This is a genomic window from Ruegeria sp. YKSD163 (genome assembly GCF_059612905.1).
The window spans coordinates 144,451-169,614 of the sequence record NZ_JBXWRM010000004.1 but is presented as its reverse complement, the minus strand read 5'-3'; the positions used below and the strand labels follow the sequence as shown (position 1 = coordinate 169,614).

The window sequence follows — 25,164 nt, the reverse complement described above, 5'->3', positions numbered from 1 at the left end:
GATGAGACGGTCGGCGCGCGATATGGACAAGGTACAGCGGGTCCTGACCCGCCGCGCCCTACTGCTTGGCGGTGCACAGGCGGCCTTTGTCGGCGGACTGGCGATGCGCATGCGCTACATGCAGGTCGATCAGGCCGACCAGTTCCGCCTGCTGGCCGAGGAGAACCGGATCAATATCCGCCTGATCCCGCCAACACGGGGTGAACTGTTCGACCGCAACGGCGCCATCATCGCCCAGAACACCCCCTCGTACCGGATCGTCATGGTGCGCGAGGATGCGGGCGATGTGGATGAGGTGATCGAAAACCTGAAGAGGGTGATCCCGCTGGACCCCGAGGAACTGGACCGCGCCCTGGCCGAGATGCGCCGCTCGCCGCCATTCCTGCCGGTCACGCTGGCCGATCAGATCAGTTGGGAGCACATCTCGAAAGTGGCGGTGAACGCCCCGGCCTTGCCTGGCATCACGCCCGAGGTCGGCCTGACCCGAGTCTATCCGCAGGCCGGTGATTTTGCCCATGTGGTGGGCTATGTCGGCCCGGTCAGCGATTACGACCTGAGCCAGATCCAGGATCCCGAACCGGTGCTGCGCATTCCGCGTTTCCAGATCGGCAAGGTCGGGCTGGAGGCCAAACAGGAAGACCTCTTGCGTGGCAAGGCCGGCGCCAAACGGGTCGAGGTCAACGCCAACGGGCGCGTCATGCGCGAGCTGGACCGGCGCGAGGGCAAACCCGGCGCCGATCTGCAACTGACTGTCGACTCGGCACTGCAATCCTATGTGCAGGCCCGGCTGGGACAGGAAAGCGCGGCAGCAGTGGTCATCGACTGCGAAACCGGTGATCTGCGCGCCATCGCCTCGGCCCCCAGTTTTGATCCCAACCTGTTCGTGCGCGGTATCTCGGTGGCCGACTACCGCGGCCTGACCGAAGACCCCTTTCGCCCGCTGGCGAACAAGTCGGTTCAGGGGGCCTATCCGCCCGGCTCGACCTTCAAGATGATCACTGCCATGGCGGCGCTCGAGGCAGGGATCACCAGCCCCGAGGAGACGGTCTATTGCCCCGGCTTCCTTGAGGTCAGCAACCGCCGCTTCCATTGCTGGAAACGCGGTGGCCACGGTCATATGAACCTGGAAGAGTCGTTGGAGCAGAGCTGCGACGTCTATTATTACGACGTGGCACTCAAGGTCGGTATCGACAAGATCTCGGCCATGGCCGAGGAATTCGGCATAGGCGTAAGGCATGACATTCCGATGTCTGCAGTGGCGCGCGGGCTGGCCCCGAATCGCGATTGGAAGGCACGGGTGCATGGGCAGGACTGGCTGGTCGGCGATACCGCCAACGCCTCGATCGGTCAGGGTTTCATGCTGGCCTCACCTTTGCAACTGGCGGTGATGACCGCCCGGATCGCAACCGGACGCAAGGTAGCGCCCCGGCTGGTGAAATCCATCGACGGGGTCGAGCAGCCTTCGGGCGCGGGAGAGCCGATGGCGGTGAACCAGGCCAATCTGCGCCGCCTGCGCAAGGGCATGTACGCGGTCAGCAACAACCGCCGTGGCACCGCCTATCGCAGCCGCATCCTGGCCGATGACAACCGGATGGCGGGCAAGACCGGCACCAGCCAGGTCCGCAACATCACCGCCGCCGAACGCGCCGCCGGAGTGATCCGCAACGAAGACCTGCCCTGGGAACGGCGCGACCATGCGCTGTTTGTCTGTTTCGCCCCCTTCGACAACCCGCGTTTCGCGGTGTCGGTGGTGGTCGAACATGGTGGCGGTGGGTCCACAGCCGCGGCGCCTATCGCGCGCGACATCCTGCTTCAGGCACTTTATGACGGTTTTCCACCGCTCGAGGCCTATCCGGCCAAGGACCGCAGCCGGATTGAGGCACAGCAAGAGCGGTTGCGCCGCGAGTTGCGCCCGGTGACGCGGCCCGAGGACAAGGACCGCGCATGAGCTATCTTGAGTATACAGTCAAATCGACGCCCAGCGGCCTGCGCAAGATCCTCTACATGAACTGGCCCCTGACACTGCTGTTGATCTCGGTGGCCTCGGCCGGGTTCCTGATGCTCTATTCCGTCGCCGGCGGCTCGTTCAGCCCCTGGGCCGAACCCCAGATCAAGCGGTTCCTGGCCGGGCTGGTGGTGATGACCGCTGTGGCGATGGTGCCGATCTGGTTCTGGCGCAACATGGCCGCCGTTGCCTATGGCGGATCGCTGGTGTTGCTGATCATGGTCGAGCTGTTCGGCGCCGTCGGCATGGGCGCCCAGCGCTGGATCGACCTGGGGTTCATGCGGCTGCAACCCTCGGAGCTGACCAAGATCACCCTGGTGATGGTGCTGGCGGCCTATTACGACTGGCTTCCAGGCAAGAAGACCTCGCGCCCGCTCTGGGTGCTGGTGCCGGTGCTGATCATCCTGGTCCCCACCGCGCTGGTGCTGAAACAGCCCGACCTCGGTACCGCCATCCTACTTTTGTCGGCGGGTGGGGCGCTGATGTTCTTGGCCGGGGTGCATTGGGCCTATTTCGCCGCCGTCATTGCGGCGGGCGTAGGACTGATCACCGCGGTGTTCAAAAGCCGTGGAACCGATTGGCAGTTGCTCAAGGATTATCAGTTCCGCCGCATCGACACCTTTCTGGACCCGTCCTCGGATCCGCTGGGTGCCGGCTATCACATCACCCAGTCCAAGATCGCGCTGGGTTCGGGCGGCTGGTCGGGGCGCGGCTTCATGCAGGGCACCCAGTCGCGGCTGAACTTCCTGCCCGAAAAGCATACCGACTTCATCTTTACCACCCTGGCCGAAGAGTTCGGTTTTATCGGCGGCATCTCTCTGTTGTCCCTCTATGCGCTGATCATCGCGTTTTGCGTGGTCACTGCGCTCGCTACCCGCGACCGGTTCTCGTCACTGGTCACGATGGGGATCGCAGTGAACTTCTTTCTGTTTTTTGCTGTCAACATGTCGATGGTCATGGGCTTGGCCCCGGTTGTTGGCGTGCCGCTGCCGATGGTCAGCTATGGTGGCTCGGCCATGCTGGTGCTGATGGTGGCCTTTGGCCTTGTGCACAGTGCCCATATCCACCGCCCCCGCTGACCCCCTGAAAGGATCTACCATGCCCGTCAATGTGCTCTTTTCCGCGCGCCCCGAGCTTTGGCCGATCTATCGACCGCTGATCGAAGGATACCTCTCAGACATGGGAGTGACCTTTGACCTGCGCAACGCATTCGCGCCGGAGGAGGTAGACTATGTCGTCTACGCGCCCAATGGCGGTCTGCACGATTTCACCCGGTTCACCCGGCTCAAGGCAGTGCTGAGCCTTTGGGCCGGGGTAGAGAGCATCGCCGGCAATTCCACCCTTGTGGCGCCTTTGGCGCGGATGGTCGATCATGGGCTGACCCAGGGCATGACCGAATGGGTGGTGGGACACGTGCTACGCTACCATCTCGGGATGGATGCCCATATCCACGGTCTGAAAGGCGACTGGCGTCACGACGTGCCGCCACTGGCCAGCCAGCGGCAGGTGACCATCCTGGGCCTCGGCGCGCTGGGAGAGGCCGCCGCCCGCGCCTTGACCGCGCTGGGCTTCCAAGTCACGGGGTGGAGCAGATCGCCTAAGGACCTGCCCGGCATCACCTGCCTGCATGGGCCGGAGGGGCTGGACCAAGCGCTGGCGGGCGCCGAAATCCTGGTGCTGCTGCTGCCCAGCACCGCCGCAACCGAAAACACGCTCAATGCCCAAACGCTGTCCCGCCTACCCCGGGGCGCCCGCATCATCAATCCCGGGCGCGGGCCGCTGATCGACGACGACGCCCTGCTTGCCGCACTTGACAGCAGGCGGGTGGGCCATGCGACGCTCGATGTATTCCGCATCGAACCGCTACCCCGGGATCATCCCTATTGGGCACATCCCAACGTCACTGTCACCCCGCATATCGCCTCGGAAACCCGCCCTGAAACGGCAGCGCAGGTGATCTGCGAGAACATCCGCCGGGGCGAAAGCAGCGAACCGTTCCTGCACCTGGTCGACCGCAGCCTCGGCTACTGACCCGCCGCCCCTTCATTCCGCCAAAAATACTCCCGCCGGAGGCGAGATTTTTCGTCGAAAAATCTCAGGCCGCGATCAATCCGCGGCCTTTGAGCAGGGCCTCGACCCCCGGCAGGCGGCCCCGGAAGGCCAGATAGAGGTCCTCGGCCTCGCGTGACCCGCCGGTCGACAGGATATGCCGCTCCAGCGCCTCGGCCCGCTCAGGATCAAACGCCCCGCCCGCCTCCTCGAACGCGGCAAAGGCGTCGGCATCCATCACTTCGGACCACATGTAGCTGTAATAGCCCGAGCTATAGCCGTCGCCGGCAAAGACATGGGCAAAATGCGGGGTGGCATGCCGCATGCCGATGGCATGGGGCATGCCGAGGTCCGCCAGCACCTCGGCCTGTTTCGCCATCGGATCAGACGGTGCTGCCCCGTCGTGAAACGCCAGATCCACCAGAGCCGAGGCGACATATTCCACCGTCTGGAATCCCTGGTCGAAATTGGCCGCCCCTAACACCTTTTCCAGCATCTCGGCCGGCATCGGTTCCCCAGTCTCGGCATGGGTGGCGAACTCGGCCAACACCTCGGGCACCTCCAGCCAGTGCTCGTAAAGCTGGCTGGGCAGTTCCACGAAATCGCGCGCGACCGAGGTGCCCGACACGCTTTCATAGGTCACATCCGACAGCATCTGGTGCAGGGCGTGACCGAATTCATGAAACAGCGTGCGCGCATCATCATAGCTCAGCAGCGCCGGATCGCCCTTGGCGAAGTTGCAGACATTGATCACCACCGGTGTCTGGGGTCGCGGGAACTTCGCCTGCGCCCGCATCGCCGAGCACCAGGCGCCCGAGCGTTTCGAGCCGCGCGCGAAATAGTCACCGATGAAGACGGCTACATGCCGACCACCCCGCGTCACCTCCCAGGCCCGGCAATCGGGGTGATAGAGCGCGATGTCGAGCGGGCGGAACTCCAGCCCGAAAAGGCGGTTGGCACAGGCAAAGGACGCCTCGATCATGCGGTCCAGTTGCAGGTAGGGTTTCAGCGCCGCCTCGTCCAGATCATGCTCGGCCTTGCGCCGCCGCGCCGCGTAATAGTGCCAGTCCCAGGGTTCCAGCGGCCCGTTGATCCCGTCCTCCTGCATCATCGCCGTCAGCACCTCGGCATCGGCCTCGGCCCGCGCACGGGCCGGCGCCCAGACCTGCATCAAGAGATCGCGCACCCGGTCGGGGCTGCGCGCCATCTCGGTCTCCAGCTTGTAGGCGGCGAAACTGTCATAGCCCAATAGCGCCGCGCGCTCCTGGCGCAGGGTCAGGGTCTCGGTCGCGATGGCGCGGTTGTCGGTCTTGCCGCCATTGGCCCCACGCGCCGCCCAGGCGCGATAGGCCCGCTCGCGCAGATCGCGGCGCGGCGAGAATTGCAGGAAGGGCACGATCAGCGAGCGCGACAGGGTCACCACCGGCCCTGCGGCCTGTTTCTCCTGCCCCGCCGCGCGGGCGGCGGCGGTTACGAAATCGGGCAGTCCCTCCAGATCGTCCTCGGACAGGTCCATGAACCAGTCGCGCTCGTCAGCCAGCAGGTTCTGGGTGAATTCGGTACCCAGCACCGCCAGCCGCGCCTTGATCTCTTTCATCCGCGCCTCGGCCTCGCCGCTGAGCGCGGCGCCCGAACGAACAAAGCCACGATGGGTCAGCATCAGTACCCGCTGCTGTTCGTCCGTCAGTTCCAGATCCTCGCGCGCCTCCCACACGGCGGCGACGCGGGCGAACAGCGCCTTGTTGGCCGAAATCTCGGAGAAATGCGCCGCCAACTGGGGTGAGAACGCCCGCTGCAATTCTTCGCGCGCCGGATTGCTGTCCGCCCCCGCCACGGTAAAGAACACGCCCAACACCCGGTCCAGCGCACCGCCCGCCGCCTCGAGCGTCTCAATCACATTGGCAAAGGTCGGCGCCTCGGGGCTGTCGGCGATGGCAGCGATCTCGGCCCTGTGTTCGGCAAGCGCCGCCTCCAGCGCCGGGGCGAAATCGCTGTCCGCGATCCGGTCGAACGGGGCGATGTCGAACGGGGTCTGCCAGTCGGCAAGGATGGGGTTGGTCATGCGGCTCTCCTTTGTCCGACAAGCTAGGAGCGCGGGCCGGAATGGTCCAGAGGTGCCGGGCCGAAACCGGGTTGCATCTGCGCGCCCTCACCCTCAGGGTCTGGCGCAAGGAGGAGACACGATGAAAAAGACCAACCGCCCCGCAGGCCCGATGACCACCGCCATTCACGCCGGAGAGTCCCCGGACCCGGCAACGCTGGCCTCGGCGCCGCCGATCCACATGTCCTCGACCTATGTGTCCGAGGATGTGTTGGGCTTTTCCGCCCATGACCTGACTCCGGAAAGTCCCTATGCCTATTCACGCTGGGCCAATCCCACCGTCGCAATGCTCGAGGCCAAGATCGCCGCGATGCAGGGAACCGAGGCCTGCCTGTGTACCGCATCGGGCATGGCGGCGGCAGCGGCGATCTTCTTCACCTTCCTCTCGGCAGGCGATCATGTGATCGTGTCGGATGTCTCTTATGCGGGCGTGGCCGAACTGGCGCGCGACACGCTGCCCCGGATGGGGATCGTGGTCAGCACCGTGGACATGTCCGACCTTGCCGCCGTGACGGCGGCGATCAGGCCCGAGACCAGGCTTATCCATACCGAAACCCCGGTGAACCCGATCGGGCGGCTGACCGATCTGGCTGCGATCTCGGCTCTGGCACGGCAGGCAGGCGCGCTGCTGAGCTGTGATGCCACCTTTGCCTCGCCACTGGGAATGGACACGGTCGCGCTGGGCGTCGATCTGACCATGCATTCGGTGACCAAGTATATCTGCGGCCATGGCGACGCGGTGGCGGGCGCGGTCTGTGGCCGGGCCGATCTGGTCTCACGAATGCGGGTCGAGGCGGCGATCCACCACGGCGGGGTGCTGTCACCCTTCAACGCCTGGCTGATCGCGCGCGGGGCCGCCACACTGCCGCTCAGGATGAAGGCGCATGCGGCGGGCGCCCAGGCGGTGGCCGAATGGCTGGAGGCCGATCCCCGCGTCGGTCGGGTGATCTATCCCGGCCTCCCCTCGCATCCGCAGGCAGAGCTTGCCGCGCGGCAGATGTCGAACATGTCGGCGATGATCTCGTTCCAGGTGGGCGATGCCGCCACGGGCGAACGCCTGGCCAGGCAGATGATCGAGCGGCTTGAGGTGATTCATTATGCCGTGTCGCTGGGCCATCACCGCAGCCTGATCTTCTGGATGGGGACCGCCGGGCTGATGGAGACCTCGTTCCGGCTGGAGGGCGCCCAGCTGGAGGCTTATCGCGCATATGCGGGCGACGGGATTTTCCGCCTGTCGGTGGGGCTGGAAGACCCCGAGGACCTTATCGCCGATCTGGATCGGGCGCTGGCATAGCCTCGAACAACGCGGCACAGGCGAAAACCCGCCATATTGATCTGGGTTAAGGCAGGCCCCCCACCGGCCTGCCAGACTTGGGCGGGTAACCGTGACCGGGAGAGAGACCATGGCCAAGACAGAGACGACCAAGATCACACCCGCCTCGTTCACCGAGGTGTTGAAATCCATGCAGGGGCCGGTGTCGATGACATCGCTGGTTCAGCCGCAGTTGGAACAGTTCTGGGACGCCCAGGAAAAGCTTCTGGCCGAATCCGAGCGATTCACCCGGCACTGGTTCGAGCGCCGGCACGAGGCGATCCGCACCGCGCTGGACGCTGCGCGCAGCGCAACCGCCGCCGATCCGGCCAATCCGGCGCAGGCGATGGAAACGGTGATGGACTGGCAGCGCCATTCGGTCGAACGGCTGGTCGAGGATGCGCGCGAATGGTTCGACACGGTCTCGCGCTGCGCCGATTACGTGTCCAAGACCGAGGCCGAAGCCGTCGAGGAAACGCTGGACGAGGCCCGCGACATCGCGCGCAAAGCGACCAAATCGGCGAAATCCGAACCGGTCTGATCCAGTCAGGGGGCGCCTCGGGCCTCCGCGCAGGCATCAAAGATGCCCTCTGGCGAAGTTGGGTCCGGCGCCGGGCGCCTGATGGGCCCCCGGCGCGGTTGTGCGTTCAACCGATATCCTTGCCCAGCCGCGCTGCATGGCGGTACAGCAGCATGTCGATCACCTCGCCCAGTTTGCACTTCCATTTGAGCGCCCGTTAGCGCGGCCAGACCTTTTCGAATAGGTAAGCAATCGAGGCGCTTTTACGGATGGCCAACAGCGGACGGAAATGGAGTGCCTTCGGATGCAGGGGCTGGTTTCCGCGTCAACTCTACTTGGTAGCGGCCCAGTTGCAGCCTGTGGCGGTTCCACGACCAGTTGCGATCTGGATCGTCGCTGCGCAGGTCTCCGACCCCGAGGTAATTGGCCAGTTCGGCGTGAAACAGGTTCGTGCCCATCTCGTGCTGGCCATCTCGGGGTTGAGTCACCCCTTGCCGCAAACCGGGCAATCGGCCCGGCGGCTAAGCCGGATCTTGCGACTTTCACCATAGAGTGCGTCATAGATCAGCATTTCACCCTTGAGCGGTGCTCCAGCGCCGGTGATCACCTTGATCGCCTCGACCGCCATCATCGCACCCACCACACCGGGCAGGGGGCCGATCACCCCGGCCTCGGCACAGGATGGCGCCAGCCCCGGCGCGGGCGCCTCGGGAAAGATGCACTGGTAACAGGGCGTTCCACCTGCCGGGTGAAAGACACTCAGCTGCCCCTCCCACTGCGACAACGCGCCCGAGATCAGAGGCTTGCCCTGCGCCACCGCCACTTGGTTGGCCAGATAGCGTGTGGCGAAATTATCGGTCCCGTCCAGGATCAGATCGTAATCGGCAAACAGATCGGCCGCGATCTCTTCGGTCAGGCGCCGGTGATAGGGGCGCACGGTCACGGCGGGGTTCTGCGCCAGCATGGCGGCCTCAGCCGAAAACACCTTGGGCTTGCCGATATCGGCATCGCGGTGGATCACCTGCCGTTGCAGGTTGGCATTCTCGACCACATCATCGTCGATCACGCCAATGGTGCCGACCCCCGCCGCCGCAAGATATTGCAACGCGGGCGCGCCCAGCCCACCCGCCCCGATCACCAGAACCCGCGCCTGTTTCAGCCGCTTCTGCCCCGGTCCGCCCAACTCGCGCAGGACGATATGGCGGGCGTAACGGTCCAACTCGGTCTCGGTGAAACTGCCGGGTTTTGCCGTGACTTCGGCAGGTTGGCCCTGCGCGCGCGCCTTGAGCCAGGCAACCCCGCTGCCATAGCCAAAGGCGAGAACTCCGAAGCCGCCGATCAGCAGCCAGAGCGCAGGTGACCCGCCGGTCGCCACGCGCAGGGGATGAGACACTGGCAAGGCAACTTGCAGCAACAGAACCATGGCAAAGAGAGCGCCCAGCATCACCAGCCTGGCCCGCCGTGACACGCCCATCATGTGGCCCATGGCCCAGAGACCCGCCGCAAGCGCAAACACCAGCAGCATCAGCCGCGCCCCGTCGAGCCGAATCCGCCCGCCCCGCGTTCTGTTTCACCCAAGGCTTCGGTCAACTCGAACCGGGCCTGCACCACCGGCGCCACCACCAACTGGGCAATCCGTTCGCCGTGAACCACCTCGAACGGCTCGGCGCCCGCGTTCAGCAGGATCACCCCAAGCGGCCCGCGATAATCGCTGTCGATGGTGCCGGGGGTATTGAGAAGGGTGATCCCGTGTTTCAGCGCCAGACCCGAGCGGGGGCGGATCTGAATCTCGTAGCCTGCGGGGAACTCGACCCGCAGCCCGGTCGGGATCAGCGCCCGCCCGCCCGGGGCAAGCGTGACGGAACCGCGATCGGGCATATTGGCCCGGATATCGGCCCCAGCCGCACCGGCCGTTTCATAAGACGGCAGCGGTACTTGCGTATCCGCCTCTGCATCCCGGATCACCCGAATGGCAACCATGTCGACCCTTCCTGTTCCATTGCGCCTCCCGTGCGGCGCGCGAGATTTTTCGGCGAAAAATCTCTACCCCACCAAGGTCTCGGCGATGCGCCGGGCCAAACGGTCGGCAACCGCCTCCTTGCTCATGCGCGGCCATTCCTCGGCCCCCTCGCCGGTGATCAGGATCACCGCATTCTCGCTGCCGCCCATGATGCCGGTGGCCGGGCTGACATCATTGGCCACGATCCAGTCACAGCCCTTGCGCAACCGCTTGGCGGTGGCGTTCTCGATCACGTCATTGGTCTCGGCGGCAAATCCCACCACCAGCGCCGGACGGCCCGCTTCCATCCGGCTTACCCGTTTCAGGATGTCCGGATTCTCGGCAAATTCCAGCACCGGCAGCCCGTCCCTGGACTTCTTCAGCTTGCGGTCCGAAGCGCTGGCCACGCGCCAATCGGCAACCGCCGCCGCAAACACTCCGGCATCCACCGGCAGGGCCGCATCAACGGCGGCGTCCATCTCTCGCGCGCTTTGAACGCGCACCACCTCGACCCCATCCGGGGGCGGTACGTCAGCCGGGCCGGTGACAAACACCACCTCGGCACCCAGCGCCGCCAGGGCACGCGCCACCGCCGCGCCCTGCGCGCCCGAGGACCGGTTGGCGATGTAGCGCACCGGGTCGATCGGTTCATGCGTCGGACCCGAGGTCACCAGCACGCGCTTACCCTTGAGCGGCCCATCGCCCAGCGCCGCTTCGATGGCGGCCACGATTTCCAGCGGTTCAGACATCCGCCCCGGCCCAAATTCGCCGCAGGCCATGTCGCCCTCGTTCGGTCCGACAAAACGGATGCCATCCGCCGCCAGTTGCGCCCGGTTTCGCTGCGTCGCCGGATGCTGCCACATGCGTACATTCATCGCCGGCGCGATCAGCACCGGGGTATCCGTCGCCATCAACAGGGTCGAGGCCATGTCATTGGCCAGCCCCGCCGCCATCTTGCCCATCAGATCGGCGGTGGCGGGCGCCACCACCACCAGATCGGCCGAGCGCGACAGCTGGATATGGCCCATCTCGGCCTCGTCAGTCAGGTCAAAGAGGTCACGATAAACCTTCTCGCCCGCAAGTGCCGAAACCGAGAGCGGCGTTACGAATTCCTCGGCCGCCCGGGTCAGGACCGGTGTCACCGCCGCGCCGCGTTCGCGCAACCGCCGGATCAGGTCCAGCGCCTTGTAAGCGGCGATGCCGCCGCCGATGATCAGCAGAATGCGTCTGGATGCCAGCATGGCGCGCGTCTCCGAAAACCCGGGTCGGCCCTGAACTTAGGCCCGCCGCCGGTCAAGTGCCAGCACAAAACCCCGGCCTCAGCTCTTGTCGAAAGCGGCACAGGGGTCTTCGCGCGGGACTGCGGGGCTGTCGATCACCGCATCGAAACGGCCCTCGATCATGCCATCCTCGGACTGGCCCAGCACATAGACTCGCAGGCCCGGCGAAATCCGGGAGAGAAAGACCGGGACGCCCCGGTCGGCCCGCGCATGGCCATTTCCGGTGATCACTGCGACCGGTCCGCCGGTTTCGTCCTGTGCGCGCAGGATCGCACGCGCCAGCACCGCGTCGCGCAGGCGCTGGATCGCCACCAACTGTGGCAGCATTTCGGGCGGCATCGCGTTGCAATGGGCAGCCTGCTGATCCGCCTCGCGTGCGGCCTGCTCGGCCTCGGTCAACGGTACCGTCAGACCAAAGCGTGCGGCATCCGCACCCATCGCCGCAGCGGCCCCAGTCTCCATGGCCGCCCGCGCTGCGGTCCGCGTCACCAGCGCGCCATAAACGGGCGTATCCGCCGCCGCGAACACCGGCAGGTACATCGCCAGTGGCGGCCAACCCAGTTCCGCCCATTGCAGGATGCGTTCCAGCTCGGCGGGATCGTTCACGGCCTTGCGGGTAAGGCGCTGCGCGCTCTCCTCGGTCAGCATCTCCCAGACCACGGCGCCGGGCTGAAGCGCGGCGACCGCCTCTGCCTGAACCAGGTGATGACGGGGATTGTCATGGGTCTCGCCCAAGATCACCACATCGGACTGCCGCATCGCAGCAAGAATGTCCTCCGGGATCAATTCACCGGCAGACGCCGCCCGCAACGGGGCGATCAGACACAGGGCCAGCGCCAGGCCCGCGGCAAAAAACTGTTTCATACCAAGAAGTGTTGCACCTCGCGCGAACGCGCTTCAAGGCTTTTGCGCATCTTCGCAAACGCCGCCGCTTCCAACTGCCGCACCCGCTCCTTGCTCAACCCCAGCTCATCGCCCAGACTTTCCAACGTGCGGGGATCCTCGCGCAGCTTGCGTTCGCGCACGATAAAGCGTTCGCGCTGGTTCAGCGCCTGCATCGCCTCGATCAGCCAGTCGCGCAGCTGTTCGGTATCGTGACGATGGGCCACCAGTTCGGCGGCCTGCTCGCTCTCATCCTCCAGCGCTTCGATCCATTCGCGCCCCTCCTCATCCGAGGCCTGGGTCGCGTTCAGCGAGAAATCGGAGCCCGAGAGCCGGCCCTCCATCATCTCGACATCGCGCAGCGGCACCCCGATTTCCGAGGCGATCATCTGGTGCAGCTGATGCCGGTCCAGCGCCAGCCCGTCAGTGGCGGCCTCACGCTCCAGCCGGGCCTGCACCCGGCGCATGTTGAAAAACAGCGATTTCTGGCTTGAGGTCGAGCCGGTCCGCACCATCGACCAGTTTCGCATCACATAGTCCTGTATGCTGGCCTTGATCCACCAGACCGCATAGGTTGAAAACCGCACGCCCCGATCTGGGTCGAACTTGTCGGCGGCCTTCATCAGGCCCAGACCGGCCTCTTGGATCAGGTCGTTCATAGGCGCGCCATAGCGTTTGAATTTGGCCGCCATCGATATCGCCAGACGCATGTAAGCGGTAATCAGTCGGTGCAGCGCCGCCTCGTCGCGGTGGTCACGCCAAGCATAGGCCAAAGCCAGCTCTGTCTCGGCATCGAGCAGTTCGGCCTTCATCGCCTGTCGGGACATTCGTTTGTCCTGCGGGTCGTCCAGTGCCATACATCTCTCCCCAAATGTCCGGCGCTCAGCTTGACTTTCCCTGAGCCGTCCTACCCATTACGCACGGATTGCACGGATGGATCACTAGAAAGGTAGGAATGCTGTATCCCAAATTCACCTTGGTTCTGGGCGGTGCAGCATCGGGCAAATCGGCCTTTGCCGAACAGATGGTTGTTTCCACTGGAAAATCCCGTGTTTATTTCGCCAGTTCACAAGTTTTTGATGCCGAGATGCAGACCAAGATCGACCGCCATCTGGCCCAGCGCGGGCCGGGTTGGACCACGATCGAGGAACCGCTGGAGCCCGGACCGGCCCTCTCCGCGCTGAGCGCCGGCGATATCTGTCTGTTTGACTGCGCCACCATGTGGCTGAGCAATCACCTGCTGGCCGAGAACGATCTGGACGCCGCGCAGGAACGGCTGATGGCGGCCATCCGCCATTGTCCGGCGCCGCTGGTCATGGTCTCGAACGAGGTGGGGCACGGGATCGTGCCGAACAACGCCCTGGCGCGCCAGTTCCGCGAGGCGCAGGGACGGCTCAACATCGCGCTGGCGGCCGAGGCCGATCTGGTCGTGATGGTGGTGGCCGGGCTGCCCTTGGCGCTGAAGGGGCAGTTGCCGTGACCCGCCTGCATCTTGTTCGTCATGGCCCCACCCATGCAAAATCCATGGTCGGCTGGTCCGACCTGCCCGCCGATCTGAGCGATACCGGTTTCCTGACCCGCCTCGCGGCGCATTTGCCGCCACAGGCGCTGGTCGTCTCGTCCGACCTGCGCCGCGCCGCCGATACAGCCAGCGCCATCCAGGGAAACCGCACCCGCCTGCCGCACCGGGCCGGGCTGCGCGAGATCCACTTCGGCGCCTGGGAACTGCGCCGCTTTGCCGAGATCGAGGCCGAGGATCCCGAACATATCCGCGCCTATTGGGAAACCCCCGGCGACGTTCGCCCCCCCGGCGGTGAAAGCTGGAACGAGGTCTGCGCCCGTGTCGATGCCGAGATCGACGCGCTGATCGCCGACCATCCCGGTGCCGAGCTGATCGTGGTCGGCCATTTCGGCATGATCCTGACCCAGGTACAGCGCGCCCTTCGGCTGGACGCAGATCAGGCGTTTGGCCACCGGATCGACAACCTGTCCGTGACCGAGATCACGCGCCTGCCGCAGGGGTGGGAGGTCGGCCGGATCAATCATCTAGTGTGATGCGCCGCCGCACGAAACGTCGATTTACCGGCGCTTTGCCTGACGCGTAACGTCTGCGCATGACATATGATCTTCTTATCGGCGACCGCAGTTTCTCCAGCTGGTCGCTGCGCGGTTGGCTGATGCTCGAGAAATTCGGCATCCCCTATCGCTCGCATCTGGTGGGGCTCTATTCCGGCACCATGGCCGCGGATCTGGCGCCCCTGGCCCCGGCACGACAGGTGCCGGTGCTGCGTACGCCCGAGGGTATCGTGGTGGGTCAGAGTCTCGCGATGGCCGAGACCCTGGCCGAGCGGCATCCCGAGGCCGGACTGTGGCCCGCTGACCCAGCTGCTCGCGCGACCGCCCGCTGGCTGTGCGCCGAAATGGTGTCGAGCTTCTCCGCCCTGCGAAGCGAATGCCCGATGCAGCTTCTCTATTGCTTTGACGGATTCCAACCCAGTGAAGGGACGCTGGCCGATCTGGCGCGGATCGAAACGCTCTGGTCGCATGCCAGGGTGGTGTCGGACGCTGCGACGGGGCCGCTCTTTGGTACCTATTCGCTGGCAGATGTGTTCTATGTGCCGGTCGCCGCGCGCATCGTCGGCTATGGCCTGCCGGTCAGTGCGGCGGCGCGGGACTATTGCCTGTTCCTTCTCGGCGATACCGCCGTCCGGCAATGGCGGGCGATGGGGCTGACGGTGCAATACGATCCGATGCCCTATGCGCTGGACCTGCCGGTGCGCGACTGGCCGGTGGGCACCCCCAGCGCCGCGCGCGCGGTCGAGGCCGGCCCCTCGGTAAACAAAGCCTGCCCCTATTCTGGCGATCCGGTGACCGATTTCATGGAACTCGATGGGCGCATCTGGGGATTCTGCAACGCATTCTGCCGTGACAAGACCGTGGCCGACCCGGGCGCCTGGCCGAAATTCACCGAGATGGTGACCAAGGATTAACCATTCTTAAACCTGCCTCGGGATAGCAACGAAGTGTTAACCACAAGGCAGGTTCCACATGGTCGCCCGCGCCCATACCGTTGCGTTTCAGGGGGTCGAGGCCCGCCCGGTCGAGGTGCAATGCGCCGTGACACCGGGCCTGCCCGCTTTCTCCATCGTCGGCCTGCCGGACAAGGCGGTGTCCGAGGCGCGCGACCGGGTGCGCAGCGCGCTCAGCGGCATGGCAATCGCGCTGCCGTCCAAACGGATCACCATCAACCTGTCCCCTGCCGACCTGCCCAAGGAAGGCAGCCATTTCGACCTGCCTATCGCATTGGCCCTTCTGGCCGCGCTGGAGATCGTGCCCGCCGATGCCGCCGAGGCAACTCTGGCGCTGGGGGAACTGTCGCTTGACGGGTCGCTGGTGCCGGTGGTCGGCGCGCTGCCCGCCGCTATGACCGCGGCATCAGAGGATTGGTTGCTGCTCTGCCCCGAAGCGTCGAGCGCCGAGGCCGCCTGGGTCGACGCAGCCAAGGTGATCGGCGCCTCATCCCTGGCGGCGGTGGTGCGCCACTTTACCGGACAGGCTCCGATCGACGCGGCTCGGCCGGGCGAGGTCAGCGCCACTGCCATTGACCGCGACCTACGCGAGGTCAAGGGACAGGAACGAGCCAAACGGGCGCTGGAGATCGCGGCGGCGGGACGTCATCACATGATCATGATCGGCACGCCCGGATCGGGAAAATCCATGCTGGCCGCGCGCATCCCCGGCATTTTGCCACCGCTGACCCCGGTCGAGGCGCTGGAAACCTCGATGATCCATTCGCTTTGCGGCCTGCTCGACCAAGGTGGGATCAGCCGCACGCGACCATTTCGAGAACCCCATCACACCGCCTCGATGGCCGCGATTGTCGGTGGCGGCAAGGGTGCGAAACCGGGCGAGATCAGCCTTGCCCATAACGGGGTCCTGTTCATGGACGAATTCCCAGAATTTCCGCGCACTGTGCTGGAAACCCTTCGCCAGCCGATCGAGACCGGCGAGGTGATGGTGGCGCGCGCCAACGCCCATGTGAAATACCCCTGCCGGTTCATGCTGGTGGCGGCGGCCAACCCTTGCCGTTGCGGCTATCTCAGCGATCCGGCACGCGCCTGTGCCCGGGTGCCCGCCTGCGGCGAAGATTACCTGGGCCGCATCTCGGGACCCTTGATGGATCGGTTCGATCTCAGGATCGAGGTGCCGCCAGTGGCCTTTACCGATCTCGACCTGCCGCCCAGCGCCGAAGGTTCAGCCGAGGTGGCGGCGCGCGTTGCGGCCGCGCGGGCGGTCCAGACATTGAGATTCGGTAGCCACCCGAGCTTACGGCAAAATGCCGATGCGGAGGGTAAAGCGCTGGAAAAGATCGCCACGCCCGACGCCGAGGGACGCGACCTCTTGATCACTGCTGCCGACAGGTTCGGGCTGTCCGCACGCGCTTATCACCGCATCCTGCGGGTGGCGCGCACCATCGCGGATCTTGCCGGAGAACCCGATGTGCGCCGCCCCCATATCGCCGAAGCGCTCAGCTTTCGGGTTTCGGCGAAAGCTCTGAGCTAAGGGTGCCGGAAAACGGCCGCCTACCGCACGCTCAGAGCTTGGCCTCGATAGCCTCCCAGATCCGACCGGCGATATTCACCCCGTCGAACCGTTCCAGTTCCTGAATACCGGTCGGCGAGGTCACGTTGATCTCGGTGAGATAGTCGCCGATCACATCGATCCCGACAAAGACCTGTCCCTTTTCCCGCAGGAGCGGGCCGATGGCCGCGCAAATCTCGCGGTCACGCTCGGTCAGCCCGATCTTTTCGGGCCGCCCGCCTACATGCATGTTCGAACGCACCTCTCCCTCGGCTGGGACCCGGTTGATGGCACCCACGGCCTCCCCATCAACCAGGATAACCCGCTTGTCACCCTTACGCACATCGGGCAGGTATTTCTGCACGATCAGAGGCTCGCGCGAAAACCCCACGAACAGCTCATGCAGCGAGGACAGGTTGCGATCGTTCTCGTCCAAGCGGAACACCCCGGCGCCGCCATTGCCGTAGAGCGGCTTCAGAATTATGTCGCCGTGCCGCGCCTTGAATGCGCGGATGGTCTCAAGATCGCGCGCAATGGCGGTGGGCGGGGTCAGCTCGGGAAAATTCAAAACCAGAAGCTTCTCGGGATAGTTGCGAACCCAGAACGGGTCGTTGACCACAAGAGTCTGCCCCTTGAGCCGGTCCAGCAGATGGGTCGAGGTGATGTAATGCATGTCAAAGGGCGGATCCTGGCGCAGCCAGACCACATCGAATTCAGCCAGATCGACCTGGCGCAGCGGCCCAAGAACGGCTGGGTCGCCAACCACCCGCTGCACGGTCATGTCATGACCGCGCGCTGTGATCCGCCCTTCCTGATAGGCAAGATGGTCAGGGCCGTAGAAGAACAGCTCATGCCCGCGCATCTGTGCCTCTTCGGCCAGCCGGAAAGAGCTGTCGGCATTGATATTCACGGCCCCGATCGGGTCCATCTGAAAGGCGATCTTCATGGCAAGTCCCTCTATCGATTGTCCAGATACATGGCGCAGAGGGGCAGTGGGTTCAATGGCGATCAGCCATGACCAAAGGCATTCTCGATGATTTCAAGCTGACCGGTTCCATCAACCAGCGCCACGTCAAAGCGCATCGGCGTCAGCTGCCCGTCGGGTTCCTCCGCCAGAAACTCGGCCGCGGCCGCATGCAGGCGTGCAATCTGGCGCGCACCAAGGCTTTCGGCGGCACGGGCGAAATCCCGGCTCTTCTTGACCTCGACAAAGACGATCTCGTCACCCGACCGGGCGATCAGGTCAATCTCGCCACCCCTGCCGCGCCAGCGGCGGCGGACCAGGCAATATCCGCGCCGTTCGTAATCGCGCAGCACCGAATGCTCGGCCGCTTCTCCGGCCAGGTGATTTCGTGCCCCTCGCGATGCAAGCGCCTTCATGTCATCCCTTCCCGAGCTTCAGCGCCAGCTGGTAGACCGGGCGCCGGGGCACATCATGCATGCGCGCCACCAGATCGGCGGCATCCCGGACCGAATGCGTTTCGAGCGCCGCCAGTAGGTCCTGTTCTAGGTCAGACTCCTTAACCGGAGCTGAACGGGCGCGGTCCACCAGCAGTACGACCTCGCCCTTGACCGGTGCCTCTGCAAGTGCGTCGGCCAACCCAGCCAGCGTATCCCGGCGAGTCTCTTCGAATTTCTTGGTCAGTTCCCGGCACACCGCTGCGGGCCGGTCACCGCCAAGCACCGCCGCCATGTCGCGCAGGCTGGCCGCCAGGCGCTTGGGCGATTCGTAAAACACCAGCGTGCCGGGCACCCCGCGCAAAGTTTCGAGTCGGGTTTTGCGCGCCGCCGCCGCATTCGGCAGGAACCCCGCAAAGAAAAACGCATCCGTCGGAAGACCCGCCAGCGTCAGCGCCGTCAGCACCGCCGAAGGCCCCGGCGCGCAGGTCACCATATACCCCGCTTCGGCGGCCGCGCGGCTCAACTCGTAACCGGGGTCGGCGATCAGCGGCATGCCCGCTTCCGAGGCATAGGCCACCGACTTGCCCTCGGCCAATGCCTCTATCAGCCGCGCCTGCGCCGCGGCACCGGAATGGTCGTGATAGGCAAGGACCCGCCGCCCATCGAGCGGCACCCCGTGAATGTCGAGCAGATGGCGCAGCGAGCGTGTATCCTCGGCGGCAATCACCTCGGCCGAGGCGAGTACATCCAGCGCCCTGAGCGTGATGTCGCGCGCCGACCCGATCGGTGTGCCGACGAAATACAGGCCCGCAGGCAATCTGAGCTTTTGGTAATTCAACGCTGGACCCGTGTTTCGTGACGTTTATTATCGCGGCTCGACCACTGCGGCGGGCTGCCGCCGGATCAAGGAGCTATTGATTAGATGTTTGCCGTTTTCAACCCCGCCCGCAAGATTGCCCTTTCAGCGATGGCCTTGGCGGCGGCTGCGCTGTTATCGGCATGCGATCCTGTCGCCACGGGTGGTGGTGGGCCGTCCATCAATGCATCCAAACCGGTTCCAGTCGCGCTGCTGGTTCCGCGCGGCTCGGCCCAATCGGGTGATGCGGTCCTGGCTCAGAGCCTTGAGAACGCCGCCCGGTTGGCAATTGCAGACCTGCAGAACGTTCAGATCGACCTGCGTGTCTATGACACCGCCGGGGATGCCGGGACTGCTGCCGCCGTTGCCCAACAGGCCGTCGGCGAAGGCGCCAAGATCATCCTGGGTCCGGTCTATGCGCAGGCCGCCAATGCCGCTGGACTGGCGGTTCTGAACCAGAACATCAACGTTCTGTCCTTCTCCAACAACGTCAATATCGCCGGGGGAAATGTTTTTGTCCTGGGGCCGACCTTCAACAACAGCGCCGAACGGCTGGTGAGTTTTGCCGCACGTCAAGGCAAGGGCAATATCGTCGTGGTGCACAGCACCGACGAGGCCGGACAACAGGGTCGGTCAGCGATCACCAACGCGATTTCTGCCAGCGGCGCCAAGCTGGCCGGAACGGTCGCCTATGAACGGTCGCAGCAGGGCGTGATCAACTCGGTCCCGCAAGTCAAGGCAACGGTGGACGGGACCGGCGCGGATTCCATCTTTTTCACCTCGACCACGGCCGGGGCATTGCCGCTCTACACCCAGCTTTTGCCCGAGGCTGGCGTATCGCCGGCCGAGACCCAGTATATCGGCCTGACCCGCTGGGACATTCCGGCGCAGACGCTGGAACTGCCCGGCGTGCAGGGCGGCTGGTTCGCTCTGCCAGACCCATCCAAGGCGGCCGCCTTCAGGGCCCGGTATCAAAGCACCTATGGCGGCGCACCGCACCCGATCGGTGGGCTGGCTTATGACGGCATTGCCGCCATCGGCGCGCTGGTCGGCGCGGGCAAGTCGGATGCGCTGACTGGCGCCGCCCTGACCCAAAGTGCGGGGTTCCAGGGTGTCGGTGGCATCTTCCGTCTGCGCCCCGACGGGACTAATGAACGGGGGCTGGCCGTGGCCACGATCCAGAACAAACAGGTGGTTGTGATTGACCCTGCCCCACAAAGCTTCTCCGGCGCCGGATTCTGATCCGACCGATACGTCCCTGCCGATCCAGCCCTGGCTGACCGGCGATCTGATCTGCGACCCGGCCGAAGTGTTCGACGCCCCGGTCGTGTTTGCGCGGATCACCGAAGCGGCGGCAGCGGCCGCCGACAACGCAGCGCTGCGCGGCTCGGTCGTGGCCATTCTGCGCGATGTTCAGAAGTCGGGCCGGGCCGCGATCGCTGCAGGCTTTGCAGGCGACCCTTTTGCCGCACGACCATTGACCCGCGCCTATACCTATCTGACCGACGGGCTGGTCAAGACGGCGATGTACGTGGCCTCGGAAATCCTGCACCCGCTGGCCACACCCACCCAGGGCGAACGGATCGCGGTGCTGGCGGTGGGCGGGTTCGGGCGCGGCGAGATGGCGCCGTTCTCCGATGTCGACCTGCTGTTCCTGACCCCCTACAAGATTACCGCCTGGGCCGAGAGCGTCATCGAATCGATGCTCTACATCCTTTGGGATCTGCGACTGAAGGTCGGGCATTCCTCGCGCACGGTGAAGGATTGCGTGCGGCTTGGGCGCGAGGATTTCACCATTCGAACGGCGATGCTGGAACACCGGTTCCTGGCCGGGCACGCACCCCTGGCGCGGTCGCTGGACCAGCGCCTGAAAAGCGAACTATACAAGGATACCCAGCGCGAATTCATCGAGGCCAAGCTGGAAGAGCGCGACGCCCGCCACCGCAAGCAGGGCGAGCGGTACATGGTCGAACCGAATGTGAAGGAGGGCAAGGGCGGACTGCGCGACCTGCAATCGCTCTATTGGATCGCCAAATACATCTACGAGGTGAAGGAAACCGCCGAACTTGTGCCGCTGGGACTGTTCACCGCATCGGAATATCGCACCTTTGTACAGGCCGAAGAGTTCCTTTGGGCGGTGCGCGCGCATTTGCATCTGGTCACCGGGCGGGCCACAGAACAGCTGACCTTCGATCTTCAGGTCGAAGTGGCCGAGCGCATGGGCTATCAGGACCGCGCCGGGCGCCGCGCGGTCGAAGTATTCATGCAGAAATACTTTCGCGAGGCCACCCGAGTGGGCGAGCTGACGCGGATTTTCCTGACCAAACTCGAAGCTTCGCATATGAAGGGCGCGCCGCTGCTGGAGCGCATCTTTCGCCGTCGCCGCAGGGTCAAGCAGGGGTACAAGGTGGTACATGGCCGGATCGACGTGCTCGATCCCGAGACCTTTCTGGACGACAAGCTGAACCTGCTACGCATCTTCGAGGAGGGGTTGCGCACCGGTATGTTGATCCACCCCGATGCGATGCGGTTGGTGACCGCCAATCTGGACCTGATCGATGACGACATGCGCAACGACAAGGAGGCGCGGCGCATCTTTCTGGACCTGCTGCTGAAACACGGCAACCCCGAGCGGGCGCTTAGGCGGATGAACGAGTTGGGGGTGCTGTCGGCCTTCGTGCCCGAATTCGAACCCATCGTGGCGATGATGCAGTTCAACATGTATCACAGCTATACGGTGGACGAGCACACGATCCAGACCATTATCAACCTCGCCCAGATCGAAAAGGAAGAGCTGGTCGAATCGCTGCCGCTGGCCTCGTCCATCCTCAAGGCCGGGGTCAACCGCAAGGTGCTGTATGTGGCGCTGCTGTTGCACGATATTGGCAAGGGCCGTCCCGAAGACCACTCGATCCTCGGGGCGCGTATCGCCCGCCGGGTGGCACCGCGTCTGGGCCTGTCCAAGGCCGATTGCGAAACGGTGGAATGGCTGGTGCGCTATCACCTGCTGATGTCAGACATGGCGCAGAAACGCGATATCTCCGACCCGCGCACCGTGCGCGATTTCGCCAAGGCGGTGCAGACGGTCAAGCGGCTGGACCTGCTGACGGTGCTGACCGTCTGCGACATTCGCGGAGTCGGTCCCAACACCTGGAACAACTGGAAGGCCACGCTGTTGCGCGCCCTGCATGCGGAAACCAAGCGGGCGCTTGAAATGGGTATGGAGGCGCTCAACCGCGAAGGGCGCGGAAACGAGGCCAAGAAGGCGCTGCGCGCGGCCCTGTCCGACTGGCCCGCAGGCGAGATCAAGACCGAAATCGCCCGCCACTATCCCCCCTATTGGCAGGGCTTCAATGTCGAGACCCATGTCACCTTTGCCGAGATGCTGCGCCAGTTGGAACAAAGCGGCGATCCCGGCGGCATCGAAATCCGGCTCGACCCTGACGAGGACCGCGACGCCACTCGCGCCTGTTTCGCCATGGCCGATCATCCCGGCATTTTCTCGCGGATGGCTGGCGCTCTGGCGCTGGTCGGGGCCAACGTGGTTGATGCCCGCAGCTATACCACCAAGGACGGCTATGTCACCGATGCGTTCTGGATCCAGGATGCCGAAGGTCACCCTTACGAGGCCGCGCGCCTGCCCCGGCTCAGCCAGATGATCCTGAAAACCCTCAAGGGCGAGGTGGTGGCCCGCGACGCGCTGAAATCCCGCGACAAGATCAAGAAGCGGGAAAAGGCGTTCAACGTGCCAACCCATATCACCTTCGACAACGAGGGATCAGACATCTACACGATCATCGAGGTCGATACCCGCGACAGGCCCGGCCTGCTCTACGATTTGGCGCGGGCGCTGGCGGCGGCCAATGTCTATATCGCCAATGCGGTGATCGCGACCTATGGCGAACAGGTGGTCGACAGTTTTTATGTCAAGGACATGTTCGGGCTCAAATACCATTCCGAGGCCAAGCAGCGCACGCTTGAAACAAAGCTGCGCAAGGCGATAACCGAAGGTGCAGAACGGGCTGCCGCATCATGAAGCCCGTTCGCATGATGGCCGGTTTTTTCACGGTCGGTTTCTGGACACTGGCCAGCCGGATCCTGGGTTTCGTGCGCGAGATCCTGCTGGCTGCCTATATCGGCCCCGGCCCGGTGATGGATGCCTTTGTCGCGGCCTTTCGCCTGCCCAACCTGTTCCGCCGCTTCTTTGCCGAGGGTGCGTTCAACGCGGCTTTCGTACCGATGTTCTCGAAACGCCTCGAAGGTGGCGAGGATGCCGAGGGATTTGCGCGGCAGGCTTTCAACCTGTTGGGTGCGGCGGTGCTGACACTGGTGGCTCTGGCCATGATCTTCATGCCGGCGCTGATCTGGGTCACCGCCAGCGGCTTTGCCGGGGACGAGCGGTTCGACCTGGCGGTGGGTTATGGCAAGATCGCCTTTCCCTATATCCTGTTCATGTCGCTGGCGGCGCTGTTTTCCGGCGTTCTGAACGCCACCGGGCGGTTTGCCGCCGCTGCCGCCGCGCCGGTTCTGCTGAACGTGTTCGCCTGCGCCGCGATGCTGGCCGGCTCGGCACTGGGTGGCGAAGTGATCGACTGGCTGATCTGGGTGATCCCGGTCGCGGGTGTGGCGCAGCTGGCGCTGGTCTGGGTCGCGGCCGAGCGTGCGGGCATCCGACTGCGCCCCGGCCTTCCCCGGCTCAGCCCAGACATGCGGCGGCTGGTGCGGGTGGCCTTTCCCGCCGCGCTTGCGATGGGGGTGACGCAGATCAACCTGGTGGTGGGACAGCTTGTCGCCTCGCGCACCGAAAGCGCGGTCAGCTGGCTCTTTGCGGCGGACCGACTTTATCAACTGCCGCTGGGCGTGGTTGGCATCGCGGTGGGGATCGTTCTTTTGCCCGATCTGTCGCGCCGCCTGCGCGCAGGCGACGATACCGGCGCGCGCGATGCCTATTCGCGCGCGGGCGAGTTCTCGTTGATCCTGACCCTGCCCTCGGCCATGGCGCTGGTGGCGATCCCGCTGCCGTTGGTCGCGGTGCTGTTCCAGCGCGGCGCCTTTACGCCCGAGGATAGCGTCGCCACCGCTCTGGCTGTCGCGGTCTATGGGCTAGGCCTGCCCGCCTTCATGCTGCAAAAGGTGTTCCAACCGCTGTTCTTCGCCCGCGAAGACACCAAAAGCCCGTTCCGCTATGCGGTGATGGCCATGGTGGTAAATGCGGTGCTGGCCTTTGCGCTTTATCCGCTGCTGGGCTGGATCGCGCCCGCCATCGCCACCACTGTCGCGGGCTGGACCATGGTGGCGCAGCTTGCCCTGGGCGCTCGCCGCATGGGAGACGTGGCCCGGTTCGACACCCGCTTTCACCGTCGCGCCTGGCGGATCCTGATGGCCTCGCTGATCATGGGGGCGGCGCTTTATGCGGTGCTGATCCCGCTCAGCTGGGTGCTCGACCTGCCCAGCTGGCGCTATCTGGGCCTGTTGGCGCTGATCCTCTTTGCTGCTGTGGTCTATTTCGGGGTCGGCCATCTGATCGGCGCCTTTCGCCTGTCGGAATTCCGCCGCGCCTTGAGGCGGTCATGAGCGCGCTTGACTGCCCCCCCGGCACCGTCCTGTTCCGCGCCGGGCAGGATTGCCCCGGCTTCCTGCGCCTGGACGAAGGCTCGATCCGCGTCACCCTGACCGCCGCCAACGGGCGCGAGGTGGTGCTCTACCGGGTCGGACCGGGCGATGTCTGCCTGCAGACCTTTGCCTGCCTGACCGAGGGGCGCAGCTACAGCGCCGAGGGCGTGGCCGAAACCCGGGTGCGCGGACATCTGATGAGCCATGCCGACTTTCGCACCGCGCTGGCCCAAAACGAGGCGTTCCGCACCGAGGTCATGCAGGCGGTCGCGCGCCGCTTTGCCGATTTCGAACATCTGGTCGAGGACGTGGCCCTGACCGGGTTCGACACAAGGCTGGCGCGGGTTCTGTTGAGGCTGGCAAAGGGCGATACCGTATCTGCGACGCATGAGGCGCTGGCCGCCGAGACCGCCTCGGGCCGGGCCTTTGTCAGCCGTCGACTGGCCGAATTCGCGCGCCAGGGTCTGGTAGAGCTGGCGCGTGGGCGGGTGACGCTGTGCGACCGGTCCGGGCTGGAACGGATTGCCGCAGAGGAACGGTGACACTGTCACCGACAGGCGCCGCG

The 25,164-nt window shown here is 64.9% G+C and carries 23 protein-coding genes; 13 read left to right on the top strand and 10 right to left on the bottom strand.

What is annotated here, in order from left to right; all coding sequences use genetic code 11:
- The first annotated feature begins 1 nt into the window (after window position 1).
- From mrdA to AC2FNA_RS07670, 3 genes are read left to right on the top strand one after another with little or no spacing between them, the layout of a single operon-like run.
- The gene (mrdA, locus tag AC2FNA_RS07680; RefSeq protein ID WP_496825430.1) at window positions 2-1,948 is read left to right on the top strand and encodes a penicillin-binding protein 2; all 1,947 of its coding nucleotides are present in this window, start codon (window positions 2-4) and stop codon (window positions 1,946-1,948) included.
- Window positions 1,945-3,084, top strand: coding sequence for a rod shape-determining protein RodA (gene rodA, locus AC2FNA_RS07675; RefSeq protein WP_496825429.1), 1,140 nt, complete (start codon window positions 1,945-1,947; stop codon window positions 3,082-3,084). The genes mrdA and rodA overlap by 4 nt, the downstream gene beginning before the upstream one ends.
- A 19-nt stretch (window positions 3,085-3,103) precedes the next feature.
- Complete coding sequence (locus AC2FNA_RS07670) at window positions 3,104-4,036, top strand: 2-hydroxyacid dehydrogenase (protein WP_496825428.1); 933 nt, start codon at window positions 3,104-3,106, stop codon at window positions 4,034-4,036.
- Window positions 4,037-4,100: 64 nt separating this feature from the next.
- On the opposite strand, the gene AC2FNA_RS07665 is transcribed toward AC2FNA_RS07670, so the two are convergent.
- The gene (locus AC2FNA_RS07665; protein WP_496825427.1) at window positions 4,101-6,116 is read right to left on the bottom strand and encodes a M3 family metallopeptidase; all 2,016 of its coding nucleotides are present in this window, start codon (window positions 6,114-6,116) and stop codon (window positions 4,101-4,103) included.
- A gap of 121 nt (window positions 6,117-6,237) precedes the next feature.
- On the opposite strand from AC2FNA_RS07665, the gene AC2FNA_RS07660 reads away from it, so the two are divergent.
- Together AC2FNA_RS07660 and AC2FNA_RS07655 are read left to right on the top strand one after the other, a co-directional pair.
- Window positions 6,238-7,449, top strand: coding sequence for a trans-sulfuration enzyme family protein (locus AC2FNA_RS07660; RefSeq protein ID WP_496825426.1), 1,212 nt, complete (start codon window positions 6,238-6,240; stop codon window positions 7,447-7,449).
- Between the two features lie 109 nt (window positions 7,450-7,558).
- Window positions 7,559-8,008 carry a phasin family protein gene (locus AC2FNA_RS07655; RefSeq protein ID WP_496825425.1) on the top strand — a complete coding sequence of 150 codons (450 nt, stop codon included), beginning with the start codon at window positions 7,559-7,561 and terminating at the stop codon, window positions 8,006-8,008.
- Between the two features lie 242 nt (window positions 8,009-8,250).
- Here AC2FNA_RS07655 and AC2FNA_RS07650 read toward each other — a convergent pair whose 3' ends face one another.
- From AC2FNA_RS07650 to AC2FNA_RS07625, 6 genes are all read right to left on the bottom strand, one after another.
- Entirely contained in the window at window positions 8,251-8,475 is a 225-nt protein-coding gene (locus AC2FNA_RS07650; protein ID WP_496825424.1) for a hypothetical protein, read from the bottom strand.
- Entirely contained in the window at window positions 8,472-9,512 is a 1,041-nt protein-coding gene (locus AC2FNA_RS07645) for a HesA/MoeB/ThiF family protein (RefSeq protein ID WP_496825423.1), read from the bottom strand. Before AC2FNA_RS07645 ends, AC2FNA_RS07650 begins: the two co-directional genes overlap by 4 nt.
- A complete protein-coding gene (dut, locus tag AC2FNA_RS07640) occupies window positions 9,512-9,967 on the bottom strand; it encodes a dUTP diphosphatase (protein ID WP_496825422.1) in 456 nt (151 codons plus the stop codon). Before dut ends, AC2FNA_RS07645 begins: the two co-directional genes overlap by 1 nt.
- 63 nt (window positions 9,968-10,030) lie before the next feature.
- Entirely contained in the window at window positions 10,031-11,227 is a 1,197-nt protein-coding gene (gene coaBC / locus AC2FNA_RS07635; protein ID WP_496825421.1) for a bifunctional phosphopantothenoylcysteine decarboxylase/phosphopantothenate--cysteine ligase CoaBC, read from the bottom strand.
- A gap of 78 nt (window positions 11,228-11,305) precedes the next feature.
- On the bottom strand, window positions 11,306-12,130 hold the full coding sequence (locus AC2FNA_RS07630) for a ChaN family lipoprotein (RefSeq protein ID WP_496825420.1): 825 nt from the start codon (window positions 12,128-12,130) through the stop codon (window positions 11,306-11,308).
- Window positions 12,127-13,005 carry an RNA polymerase factor sigma-32 gene (locus tag AC2FNA_RS07625; protein ID WP_496825419.1) on the bottom strand — a complete coding sequence of 293 codons (879 nt, stop codon included), beginning with the start codon at window positions 13,003-13,005 and terminating at the stop codon, window positions 12,127-12,129. Before AC2FNA_RS07625 ends, AC2FNA_RS07630 begins: the two co-directional genes overlap by 4 nt.
- 98 nt (window positions 13,006-13,103) lie before the next feature.
- Here AC2FNA_RS07625 and cobU point away from each other — a divergent pair, with 98 nt between their 5' ends.
- Genes cobU through AC2FNA_RS07605 form a run of 4 tightly spaced genes read left to right on the top strand, consistent with a single transcriptional unit; the run spans window position 13,104 to window position 16,711 of the window.
- Window positions 13,104-13,628 carry a bifunctional adenosylcobinamide kinase/adenosylcobinamide-phosphate guanylyltransferase gene (cobU, locus tag AC2FNA_RS07620; protein WP_496825418.1) on the top strand — a complete coding sequence of 175 codons (525 nt, stop codon included), beginning with the start codon at window positions 13,104-13,106 and terminating at the stop codon, window positions 13,626-13,628.
- Window positions 13,625-14,203, top strand: coding sequence for a histidine phosphatase family protein (locus tag AC2FNA_RS07615; protein ID WP_496825417.1), 579 nt, complete (start codon window positions 13,625-13,627; stop codon window positions 14,201-14,203). The genes cobU and AC2FNA_RS07615 overlap by 4 nt, the downstream gene beginning before the upstream one ends.
- Before the next feature lie 59 nt (window positions 14,204-14,262).
- Window positions 14,263-15,138: a glutathione S-transferase gene (locus AC2FNA_RS07610; RefSeq protein ID WP_496825416.1), complete on the top strand. Its 876-nt coding sequence runs from the start codon at window positions 14,263-14,265 to the stop codon at window positions 15,136-15,138.
- A gap of 58 nt (window positions 15,139-15,196) precedes the next feature.
- On the top strand, window positions 15,197-16,711 hold the full coding sequence (locus AC2FNA_RS07605) for a YifB family Mg chelatase-like AAA ATPase (protein WP_496825415.1): 1,515 nt from the start codon (window positions 15,197-15,199) through the stop codon (window positions 16,709-16,711).
- Between the two features lie 31 nt (window positions 16,712-16,742).
- Here AC2FNA_RS07605 and gshB read toward each other — a convergent pair whose 3' ends face one another.
- From gshB to rsmI, 3 genes are all read right to left on the bottom strand, one after another.
- Entirely contained in the window at window positions 16,743-17,675 is a 933-nt protein-coding gene (gene gshB / locus AC2FNA_RS07600) for a glutathione synthase (protein WP_496825414.1), read from the bottom strand.
- Window positions 17,676-17,737: 62 nt separating this feature from the next.
- Window positions 17,738-18,109, bottom strand: coding sequence for a YraN family protein (locus AC2FNA_RS07595; RefSeq protein WP_496825413.1), 372 nt, complete (start codon window positions 18,107-18,109; stop codon window positions 17,738-17,740).
- 1 nt (window position 18,110) lies between these two features.
- Entirely contained in the window at window positions 18,111-18,968 is an 858-nt protein-coding gene (gene rsmI, locus AC2FNA_RS07590; protein WP_496825412.1) for a 16S rRNA (cytidine(1402)-2'-O)-methyltransferase, read from the bottom strand.
- Between the two features lie 84 nt (window positions 18,969-19,052).
- Here rsmI and AC2FNA_RS07585 point away from each other — a divergent pair, with 84 nt between their 5' ends.
- From AC2FNA_RS07585 to AC2FNA_RS07570, 4 genes are read left to right on the top strand one after another with little or no spacing between them, the layout of a single operon-like run.
- Window positions 19,053-20,228, top strand: a complete 1,176-nt coding sequence (locus AC2FNA_RS07585; protein ID WP_496825411.1) for a penicillin-binding protein activator — start codon at window positions 19,053-19,055, stop codon at window positions 20,226-20,228.
- A complete protein-coding gene (locus tag AC2FNA_RS07580) occupies window positions 20,188-23,022 on the top strand; it encodes a [protein-PII] uridylyltransferase (RefSeq protein WP_496825410.1) in 2,835 nt (944 codons plus the stop codon). The genes AC2FNA_RS07585 and AC2FNA_RS07580 overlap by 41 nt, the downstream gene beginning before the upstream one ends.
- Window positions 23,019-24,560, top strand: a complete 1,542-nt coding sequence (gene murJ, locus AC2FNA_RS07575; RefSeq protein ID WP_496825409.1) for a murein biosynthesis integral membrane protein MurJ — start codon at window positions 23,019-23,021, stop codon at window positions 24,558-24,560. The genes AC2FNA_RS07580 and murJ overlap by 4 nt, the downstream gene beginning before the upstream one ends.
- Window positions 24,557-25,141, top strand: coding sequence for a Crp/Fnr family transcriptional regulator (locus tag AC2FNA_RS07570; protein ID WP_496825408.1), 585 nt, complete (start codon window positions 24,557-24,559; stop codon window positions 25,139-25,141). Before murJ ends, AC2FNA_RS07570 begins: the two co-directional genes overlap by 4 nt.
- Window positions 25,142-25,164: the final 23 nt, after the last annotated feature.

What these genes read in the sequence shown, in the direction of transcription:
- mrdA (WP_496825430.1), top strand. Translation starts at nt 2, where the DNA reads ATGAGACGGTCGGCGCGCGATATGGACAAGGTACAGCGGGTCCTGACC.
- rodA (WP_496825429.1), top strand. Translation starts at nt 1,945, where the DNA reads ATGAGCTATCTTGAGTATACAGTCAAATCGACGCCCAGCGGCCTGCGC.
- AC2FNA_RS07670 (WP_496825428.1), top strand. Translation starts at nt 3,104, where the DNA reads ATGCCCGTCAATGTGCTCTTTTCCGCGCGCCCCGAGCTTTGGCCGATC.
- AC2FNA_RS07665 (WP_496825427.1), bottom strand. Translation starts at nt 6,116, where the DNA reads ATGACCAACCCCATCCTTGCCGACTGGCAGACCCCGTTCGACATCGCC.
- AC2FNA_RS07660 (WP_496825426.1), top strand. Translation starts at nt 6,238, where the DNA reads ATGAAAAAGACCAACCGCCCCGCAGGCCCGATGACCACCGCCATTCAC.
- AC2FNA_RS07655 (WP_496825425.1), top strand. Translation starts at nt 7,559, where the DNA reads ATGGCCAAGACAGAGACGACCAAGATCACACCCGCCTCGTTCACCGAG.
- AC2FNA_RS07645 (WP_496825423.1), bottom strand. Translation starts at nt 9,512, where the DNA reads ATGCTGCTGGTGTTTGCGCTTGCGGCGGGTCTCTGGGCCATGGGCCAC.
- dut (WP_496825422.1), bottom strand. Translation starts at nt 9,967, where the DNA reads ATGGTTGCCATTCGGGTGATCCGGGATGCAGAGGCGGATACGCAAGTA.
- coaBC (WP_496825421.1), bottom strand. Translation starts at nt 11,227, where the DNA reads ATGCTGGCATCCAGACGCATTCTGCTGATCATCGGCGGCGGCATCGCC.
- AC2FNA_RS07630 (WP_496825420.1), bottom strand. Translation starts at nt 12,130, where the DNA reads ATGAAACAGTTTTTTGCCGCGGGCCTGGCGCTGGCCCTGTGTCTGATC.
- AC2FNA_RS07625 (WP_496825419.1), bottom strand. Translation starts at nt 13,005, where the DNA reads ATGGCACTGGACGACCCGCAGGACAAACGAATGTCCCGACAGGCGATG.
- cobU (WP_496825418.1), top strand. Translation starts at nt 13,104, where the DNA reads ATGCTGTATCCCAAATTCACCTTGGTTCTGGGCGGTGCAGCATCGGGC.
- AC2FNA_RS07610 (WP_496825416.1), top strand. Translation starts at nt 14,263, where the DNA reads ATGACATATGATCTTCTTATCGGCGACCGCAGTTTCTCCAGCTGGTCG.
- AC2FNA_RS07605 (WP_496825415.1), top strand. Translation starts at nt 15,197, where the DNA reads ATGGTCGCCCGCGCCCATACCGTTGCGTTTCAGGGGGTCGAGGCCCGC.
- gshB (WP_496825414.1), bottom strand. Translation starts at nt 17,675, where the DNA reads ATGAAGATCGCCTTTCAGATGGACCCGATCGGGGCCGTGAATATCAAT.
- AC2FNA_RS07595 (WP_496825413.1), bottom strand. Translation starts at nt 18,109, where the DNA reads ATGAAGGCGCTTGCATCGCGAGGGGCACGAAATCACCTGGCCGGAGAA.
- AC2FNA_RS07585 (WP_496825411.1), top strand. Translation starts at nt 19,053, where the DNA reads ATGTTTGCCGTTTTCAACCCCGCCCGCAAGATTGCCCTTTCAGCGATG.
- murJ (WP_496825409.1), top strand. Translation starts at nt 23,019, where the DNA reads ATGAAGCCCGTTCGCATGATGGCCGGTTTTTTCACGGTCGGTTTCTGG.
- AC2FNA_RS07570 (WP_496825408.1), top strand. Translation starts at nt 24,557, where the DNA reads ATGAGCGCGCTTGACTGCCCCCCCGGCACCGTCCTGTTCCGCGCCGGG.